Annotated in this window: 6 protein-coding genes, 2 pseudogenes and 2 riboswitches; of the genes and pseudogenes, 7 read left to right on the top strand and 1 reads right to left on the bottom strand. The window is 69.8% G+C overall.

Annotation, left to right across the window (positions count from 1 at the left end):
* Positions 1–515: pseudogene (gene phaR, locus AC2W7M_RS16295) on the bottom strand (polyhydroxyalkanoate synthesis repressor PhaR); the annotation flags it as partial.
* Positions 516–788: 273 nt separating this feature from the next.
* Positions 789–888, top strand: a riboswitch (glycine riboswitch).
* Positions 889–891: 3 nt separating this feature from the next.
* Positions 892–999, top strand: a riboswitch (glycine riboswitch).
* Positions 1,000–1,060: 61 nt separating this feature from the next.
* Here phaR and gcvT point away from each other — a divergent pair.
* The 7 genes and pseudogenes from gcvT to ku form a co-directional block, all read left to right on the top strand.
* The gene (gene gcvT, locus AC2W7M_RS16290; RefSeq protein ID WP_486133277.1) at positions 1,061–2,206 is read left to right on the top strand and encodes a glycine cleavage system aminomethyltransferase GcvT; all 1,146 of its coding nucleotides are present in this window, start codon (positions 1,061–1,063) and stop codon (positions 2,204–2,206) included.
* Positions 2,207–2,221: 15 nt separating this feature from the next.
* Positions 2,222–2,599 (top strand): glycine cleavage system protein GcvH, encoded by a 378-nt coding sequence (gene gcvH, locus AC2W7M_RS16285; protein ID WP_486133275.1) that lies wholly within the window; start codon positions 2,222–2,224, stop codon positions 2,597–2,599.
* Positions 2,600–2,606: 7 nt separating this feature from the next.
* Complete coding sequence (locus AC2W7M_RS16280; RefSeq protein WP_486133274.1) at positions 2,607–3,080, top strand: OsmC family protein; 474 nt, start codon at positions 2,607–2,609, stop codon at positions 3,078–3,080.
* A gap of 16 nt (positions 3,081–3,096) precedes the next feature.
* On the top strand, positions 3,097–4,440 hold the full coding sequence (gene gcvPA, locus AC2W7M_RS16275) for an aminomethyl-transferring glycine dehydrogenase subunit GcvPA (RefSeq protein WP_486133272.1): 1,344 nt from the start codon (positions 3,097–3,099) through the stop codon (positions 4,438–4,440).
* Positions 4,437–6,009: pseudogene (gene gcvPB, locus AC2W7M_RS16270) on the top strand (aminomethyl-transferring glycine dehydrogenase subunit GcvPB). Before gcvPA ends, gcvPB begins: the two are co-directional and overlap by 4 nt.
* Positions 6,010–6,121: 112 nt before the next feature.
* On the top strand, positions 6,122–6,340 hold the full coding sequence (locus AC2W7M_RS16265; RefSeq protein ID WP_486133270.1) for a Trm112 family protein: 219 nt from the start codon (positions 6,122–6,124) through the stop codon (positions 6,338–6,340).
* 146 nt (positions 6,341–6,486) lie between these two features.
* The coding region (ku, locus tag AC2W7M_RS16260) for a non-homologous end joining protein Ku (RefSeq protein WP_486133268.1) at positions 6,487–7,307 on the top strand (821 nt) is incomplete at its 3' end.

Raw genomic sequence — 7,307 nt, 5'->3', positions numbered from 1 at the left:
GCCGGAGCGGAGGTGCCGGGGGCCCCGGCGGCCCCGGGGGCCACGCCGCCCCTCGCCCTCGGTCTTCGGGAACGGCAGGAACATGTGGAAGGCGCGCTCGAACATTTCCATGTTCGACGCACGTGATCGTCGAGGCCGACGAAGGGCGCGGTGCCCGTGAGCGTCTTGGTCACGTGGTCGCGGAATTTTTCCTGGTCCTTGGTAAAGCTGTCGATAGACGCTTCCAGGTAGCGCGGAACCAGCATCTGCATGCTGTCGCCGTAAAATCGGATGATCTGGCGCAGGAAAGTGATGGGCAGAAGGTTCTGGCCCTTGTTCTCCTGCTCGAAGATGATCTGGGTGAGCACCGAATGGGTGATGTCGTCGCCGTTCTTGGCGTCGTATACGACGAAATCCTCGCCGTCCTTCACCATGTTGGCGAGGTCTTCGAGCGTCACGTAGGTGCTCGTCCCCGTGTTGTAGAGACGGCGGTTGGCGTATTTCTTGATGGTGACTGGCTCTTGTGACTTTGCCATCGTCCGGTCATCCGTTTTCCTTGGGGTGACACACGTTAGGGCGTTTCCAAACATAGGGCTACCAATTTGTGTGCGGCGCGCGCATGGAATGTGCAGCGCGTCGCCCGCCGGCCTCTCAGCGCGACGCAAGTGCGCCGAGGGCTGCACCGGCACGAGCCGCGGCCCGCCATCCGGGGCGTGATCCCGGCGCCCGCATTGACGCCATCGCCCCATCCCCTATGCTGCGCCACGGCATCGCGACTCGCCTATCAGGAGTGGCGCGATGCCGATCGGACGATCCCTGCGGGAGAGACCGGCGGCCTTTCGGGGCGCAGCCGGCGCCGAAGGCGCAACCGCCCCGGAACCGCTCAGGCAAAAGGGCCGCAGGGGGACGAGACTCTGGAAAGCAGCGCACCTTCCGCGCAGGGAGGCATGCGCTCACCGAAGGAGTAAGCCGTGCCCTTCCACGAGGCGCGGTGAAATCTCTCAGGTTTCCCGGACAGAGGGGCGCCGCGCGGACCCGGACACGGGGCCGCCAGCTTGGCGCATCCTGTCGGGAGCCTTCCATGGCGCAGCCGGACGAACACGCGGGTCCTCTTCACAAGACCCCGCTCTATGCCGAACACCTTGCCCTCGGCGCCCGCATGGTGCCGTTCGCCGGCTACGAGATGCCGGTGCAATATGCCGACGGCATCCTTTCCGAGCACAATTGGACCCGCGCCCATGCGGGCCTGTTCGACGTCTCCCACATGGGCCAGGCGATCCTGCAGGGGCGCGACCACGCCGCCACCGCCCGCGCGCTCGAGGCGCTGATCCCGGCCGACATCCTCAACCTCGCCGCGGGCCGCCAGCGCTATTCCCAGCTCACCGCCGACGATGGCGGCATCATCGACGACCTGATGGTCACCCGCCCGGCAGGCGAAGCCAATGACGGGCGTCTGCTGCTGGTGGTGAACGCCGCCCGCAAGGCGGTGGACTTCGCCCACATCGCCGCCCGCCTGCCGTCCTCGGTGCGGCTCGACGTGGTGGAGGACCGCGCCCTGATCGCCCTCCAGGGCCCCGAGGCGGCGATGGTGATGGAGCGCCACTGTCCCGACGCCCTCGGCCTCGGCTTCATGGAAGCCGCCGTGCTGCTGGTGGACGACTTCCCCATGCAGGTGTCGCGCTCGGGCTATACCGGAGAGGACGGCTTCGAGATTTCCGTGCCGGCGCTGGAGGCCCCCCTTCTGTGGGCGCGCCTCATCGAGGAGCCGGAGGTCAGGGCCATCGGCCTCGGCGCCCGCGACAGCCTGCGGCTCGAGGCCGGGCTGTGCCTCTACGGGCATGACATCGATCTGACCACATCGCCCATCGAGGCCGCGCTCGCCTGGTCGATCCAGAAGCGCCGGCGTCTCGACGGCGGCTTTCCCGGCGCCGCGCGGGTCCAGCGCGAACTGACCGAGGGCACCGCGCGCACCCGCGTCGGCCTGCGGATCGAGGGCCGCCAGCCGGCGCGCGAAGGCGCCGAGATCGCCGCCGCCGGATCGGTCATCGGCACCGTGACCTCGGGCGGATACGCGCCGAGCCTGAACGCGCCGATCGCCATGGGCTACGTGCCGCCGGCCTATGCCGCGCCGGGCACCGCGCTGGAGGTTCTGGTGCGCGGCAAGGCGCTGGCCGCCTCGGTCGTCGCCCTGCCCTTCGTGCCGACGCGCTATCACCGCAAATCCTGAACCGGGGGCCTGACCATGACCAGCGTGCGCTACACCAAGGACCACGAATATGTCCGCGTCGACGGCACGGTGGCCGTCGTCGGCATCTCCGACTATGCCCAGAGCCAGCTCGGCGACGTGGTGTTCGTGGAGCTGCCGGACATCGGCAAGACCGTGGCCAAGGGCAAGGAGGCCGCCGTCGTCGAGAGCGTGAAGGCGGCGAGCGAGGTCTATGCCCCGCTCTCCGGCGAAGTGGTGGAGGTGAACGAGGAGCTGGAGGGCAATCCCGGCCTCGTCAACACCGATGCCGAAGGCCAGGGCTGGTTCCTGAAGCTGAAGCTCGCCGACCCCACCGAACTCGACGGCCTCATGGACGCCGACGCCTACAAGTCCTTCCTCGAGACCTTGGGCTGAGGCCGCCATGAGCCAATCCCACGCCGCCATCGTCCTGTGGGAGCGGGGCGACCAGGTGTTCACCGACGGGCGCTATTCGCGCGCCCACCGGTGGATCTTCGACGGCATCGAGGTGCCCGCCTCGTCCTCGCCCGCAGTGGTGCGCGTGCCGCTCTCGAAGTCGGACGCGGTTGACCCGGAAGAGGCGCTGGTGGCCGCACTGTCCTCCTGCCACATGCTGTTCGTGCTCGACTTCGCCCGCAAGGCTGGGTTCCGCGTGGAGCGCTACGAAGACCGCGTGGACGCCGCCATGGGCAAGAACGAGCGCGGCAAGACCCTGATCGCCCGCGTCACGCTGAACCCGGCCATGGTGTTCTCGGGCGAGACGCTGCCGACCCAGGCGGACGTGGAGGCGCTGCATCACAAGGCCCACGAGGAATGCTTCGTGGCCAATTCCCTGCGCACCGAAGTCACCATCAATCCCACCTTCACGACGGCCTGAAAGCGGACCCCGCATCATGCGCTATCTGCCCCTCACTCCCGACGACCGCGCCGAGATGCTGGCGCGCATCGGCGTCGCCTCCGTCGACGCCCTGTTCGCCGACATCCCCAAGGACAAGCGCGAGGGCGAGCTGCCCGATCTGCCTCGGGCCAAGGGCGAACTGGAGGTGGAGCGCCAGCTTGCCCGGCTCGCGGCGAAGAACGTGCCGGCGGGCTCGGTGCCGTTCTTCGTCGGCGCCGGGGCCTACCGCCATCACGTGCCGGCGAGCGTCGACCACCTGATCCAGCGCTCGGAATTCCTCACCTCCTACACGCCCTACCAGCCCGAGATCGCCCAGGGCACGCTGCAATATCTGTTCGAGTTCCAGACCCAGGTGGCCGAGCTGACCGGCATGGAGGTGGCCAACGCCTCCATGTATGACGGCTCCACCGCGGCCGCCGAGGCGGTGCTCATGGCCCACCGCGTCACGCGCCGCCGCAAGGCGGTGCTGGCCGGGAACCTGCACCCCCATTACCGCGCCACCATCGAGACCGTCTCGCGCTATGCCGACGACGCGGTGGCGGCGCTGGCGCCGGCGCCGGCGGGCGGGGAGGATCTCCTCTGCGCCATCGACGACAGCGTGTCCTGCATCGTCGTGCAGTCGCCGGACGTGTTCGGCAACCTGGTGGACCTGAAGCCCATCGCCGCGAAGGCCCACGAGATGGGCGCGCTGCTGATCGCGGTGTTCACCGAGGTGGTGTCGCTGGGCCTCGTCGAGCCGCCGGGCGCCCAGGGCGCCGACATCGTCGTCGGCGAGGGCCAGTCCATCGGCAACGCGCTGAATTTCGGCGGTCCCTATGTGGGCCTGTTCGCCACACGGCCGAAGTTCATCCGCCAGATGCCCGGCCGCCTCGCCGGCGAGACCGTGGACGCGGAAGGCCGGCGCGGCTTCGTGCTCACGCTCTCCACCCGCGAGCAGCACATCCGCCGCGAGAAGGCGACCTCCAACATCTGCACCAATTCCGGCCTGTGCGCGCTGGCCTTCACCATCCACATGTCATTGCTCGGGCGCGAGGGGCTGACGCGGCTCGCCCGCCTGAACCACGCGAGCGCCTGCGACCTCGCCGACCGGCTCGCGGCGGTGCCCGGGGTCGAGGTGCTGAACGCGAGCTTCTTCAACGAATTCACCATCCGCGTGCCGGGCAAGGCGGCGGACGTGATCGAGACGCTGGCGCGGAAGGGCGTGCTCGGCGGTGTGCCCTATTCCCGTCTCGCGCCGAAGGCCGGGCTTGACGACCTGATCCTCGTCGCCGCCACCGAGACCACGACCGAGGACGACCGCGCTGCCTATGCGGCCGCGCTGAAGGAGGTGCTGGCATGAACCGCGAAGGCCGGGGCGCCACCGCCCCCACCACCGGGACCAGTTCCCAGGGTCCCGCCACCTTCACCGGCAACCGGGGGCTGGACCTGGAAGAGGGCCTGATCTTCGAGATCGGCCGGCCCGAAGTGACCGGTGTGGACATCCCCGAGCCGCCGGACTTCCGCGCCCGCCTCGGCGGGCTGGAGCGCAAGGTGGCGCCGGACCTGCCGGGCCTCTCCGAGCCCGAGGCCATGCGCCATTACGTGCGCCTGTCGCGCATGAATTACGGCATCGACAGCGGCCTGTTCCCGCTCGGCTCGTGCACCATGAAGCACAACCCGCGCCTCAACGAGAAGATGGCGCGTCTCGCCGGCTTCGCCGACATCCATCCGCTGCAGCCGGTCTCCACCGTGCAGGGCGCGCTGGCGCTGATGGCGGAGCTGTCGCGCTACCTTCTCGAACTCACCGGCATGGCCGCGGTGGCGCTGCCGCCCAAGGCCGGCGCCCACGGCGAACTGTGCGGCATGATGGCGATCAAGGCCGCCCACATGGCCGCCGGCCAGGGCCGCCGCCGCATCGTGGTGGTGCCCGAGAGCGCCCACGGCACCAATCCCGCCACCGCGGCCCAGATCGGCTACGAGGTGCGCTCCATCCCCGCCCGCGCCGACGGCACGGTGGACGTGGAGGCGGTGAAGGCCGCGCTCTCGCCCGAGGTGGCGGCGCTGATGCTCACCAATCCCAACACCTGCGGCCTGTTCGAGCCGGACGTGGTGAAGATCGCCGCGGCGGTGCACGAGGCCGGCGCCTATTTCTACGCGGACGGCGCCAACTTCAACGCCATCCTCGGCAAGGTGCGCATCGGCGACCTGGGCGTCGACGCCATGCACATCAACCTGCACAAGACCTTCTCGACGCCGCGACGGCGGCGGCGGCCCGGGCGCGGGGCCGGTGGTGCTCTCGCCGGCTCTGGCGCCGTTCGCGCCGGTGCCGTGCGTGGTGGCGCAAGACGGCACGCTCGCTCTTGTCGAGGACGAAGGCGCGGCGGGCGCCGAGGAAGCGCTCGGCCGCATGAGCGCGTTCCACGGCCAGATGGGCATGTTCGTGCGGGCGCTCGCCTGGATGCTCTCCCACGGGGCGGACGGCATGCGCCAGGCGTCCGAGGATGCGGTGCTCAGCGCCAACTACATCCGCGCCAGCCTCAAGGACCTCATCAGCGTGCCTTTCCCGGACCGCCCGGCCATGCACGAGGCGCTGTTCGACGACGCCTGGCTCGCGGGCACCGGCATCTCCACGCTGGACGTGGCGAAGGCGCTGATCGACGAGGGCTACCACCCCATGACGGTCTATTTCCCTCTGGTGGTGCACGGGGCGATGCTGATCGAGCCCACCGAGAGCGAATCCAAGGCTTCGCTCGATCTGTTCATCGCCACCCTGCGCGACCTCGCGCTGGCGGCGAAGGCGGGCGACACGGCGCGCTTCCTCGGCGCGCCGTATTATGCCCCGCGCCGGCGCCTGGACGAGACCCGCGCCGCCCGTGCCCCGGTGCTGCGCTGGGTGAAGCCCGCCCCGCTCGGCGCGGCGGCCGAATGAGGCCGCGCCTGGCCTTCAAAAACACGCGTGAAGCGGCGCCCGGCGGCGTCTATGGTGCCGCCGACGCCGCTTCATCGCCTGAAAGACCAGGGTCGAGACAAGGTTGAGACACATGGCCATCCCCCCGCGCTCCGGCCAGGACGTGGATCCGAAGCTTCTGGAAATCCTGGTCTGCCCGCTCACCAAGGCGCCGCTGGAATATGACCGCGCACGCCAGGAGCTGATCTCGCGACCGGCGCGTCTGGCCTATCCGATCCGCGACGGCATTCCGATCATGCTGGCCGACGAGGCGCGCACCCTCGACGAGGCGGAGCTGAACGCGCGCCGCTGAGCGCGGAACCAGCCCTGCGATAACCCGTTGAAGTGCCAAGGGCGGGTGCCCGCGGCGGCGGCGCCCGAAGCCGTGCAAGCGCGCCTCTCGTCGATCGGAGCGGAACCGGCCGCGCGGCTGCGCGGCCTGGGGTCGGAGGTTACACCATGGCGGCGCGCGCCTTCTGGACCGGCTATCTCAAGCTGTCCCTCGTCACCTGCCCGGTCGCCATGATGCCGGCCACCAGCGCCAGCGGCCAGGTCCGCTTCCACACCCTCAACCGCAAGACCGGCGACCGGGTCTCCGCCCGCTATGTCGACGCCGAAACCGGCAAGCCGGTGGAGGAGGACGACGAGGTCAAGGGCTACCCGGTGGGCGAGGACGCCTATGTCCTGCTCGAGGACGGCGACCTCGACGCGGTGCGGCTGGACAGCACCCGCACCATCGACATCGACCGGTTCGTCGACGCCGGCAGCATCGGCTGGATCTGGTACGACCGGCCGCATTTCCTTACCCCGGCCGACAAGGTGGGCGAGGAGGCCTTTTGCGTCATCCGCGACGCCATGGCCGCGACCGCCACCGCCGCAGTCTCGCGCCTCGTGCTTTACGGCCGCGAGCGCGCGGTGCTGCTGCGGCCGGAGGGCCGGGGCCTGGTGCTCTGGACCCTGCATTTCGGCAACGAGGTGCGGCCGCAGGACGCCTATTTCGCCGACCTCGCCGAGGCGCCCAAGCCCTCCCGCGACGCCGCGGCGCTGATCGGCAAGCTCATTTCCGGCAAGATGCTGGATTGGTCCGACGACCTCGTGGAGGACCCGGTGCAGGCCCGCCTGCTGGACTTGATCGCCGCGCGCAAGAAAAAAGCCCCGCGCCCGCGCAAGACCGCCGCGGCAATGGCCGACGCCGCCCCGCCCGCCGACAACGTGGTGGATATCACCGAGGCCCTGCGCCGCTCGCTCGCCGCCGAAAAGGCGCCCCGCCGGGGCAAGTG

The organism is Xanthobacter sp. BG11Y11_SDJG (genome assembly GCF_057364445.1).
Note: the sequence above shows the minus strand (reverse complement) of the source record. Positions and strands in the feature narration are given on the sequence as shown.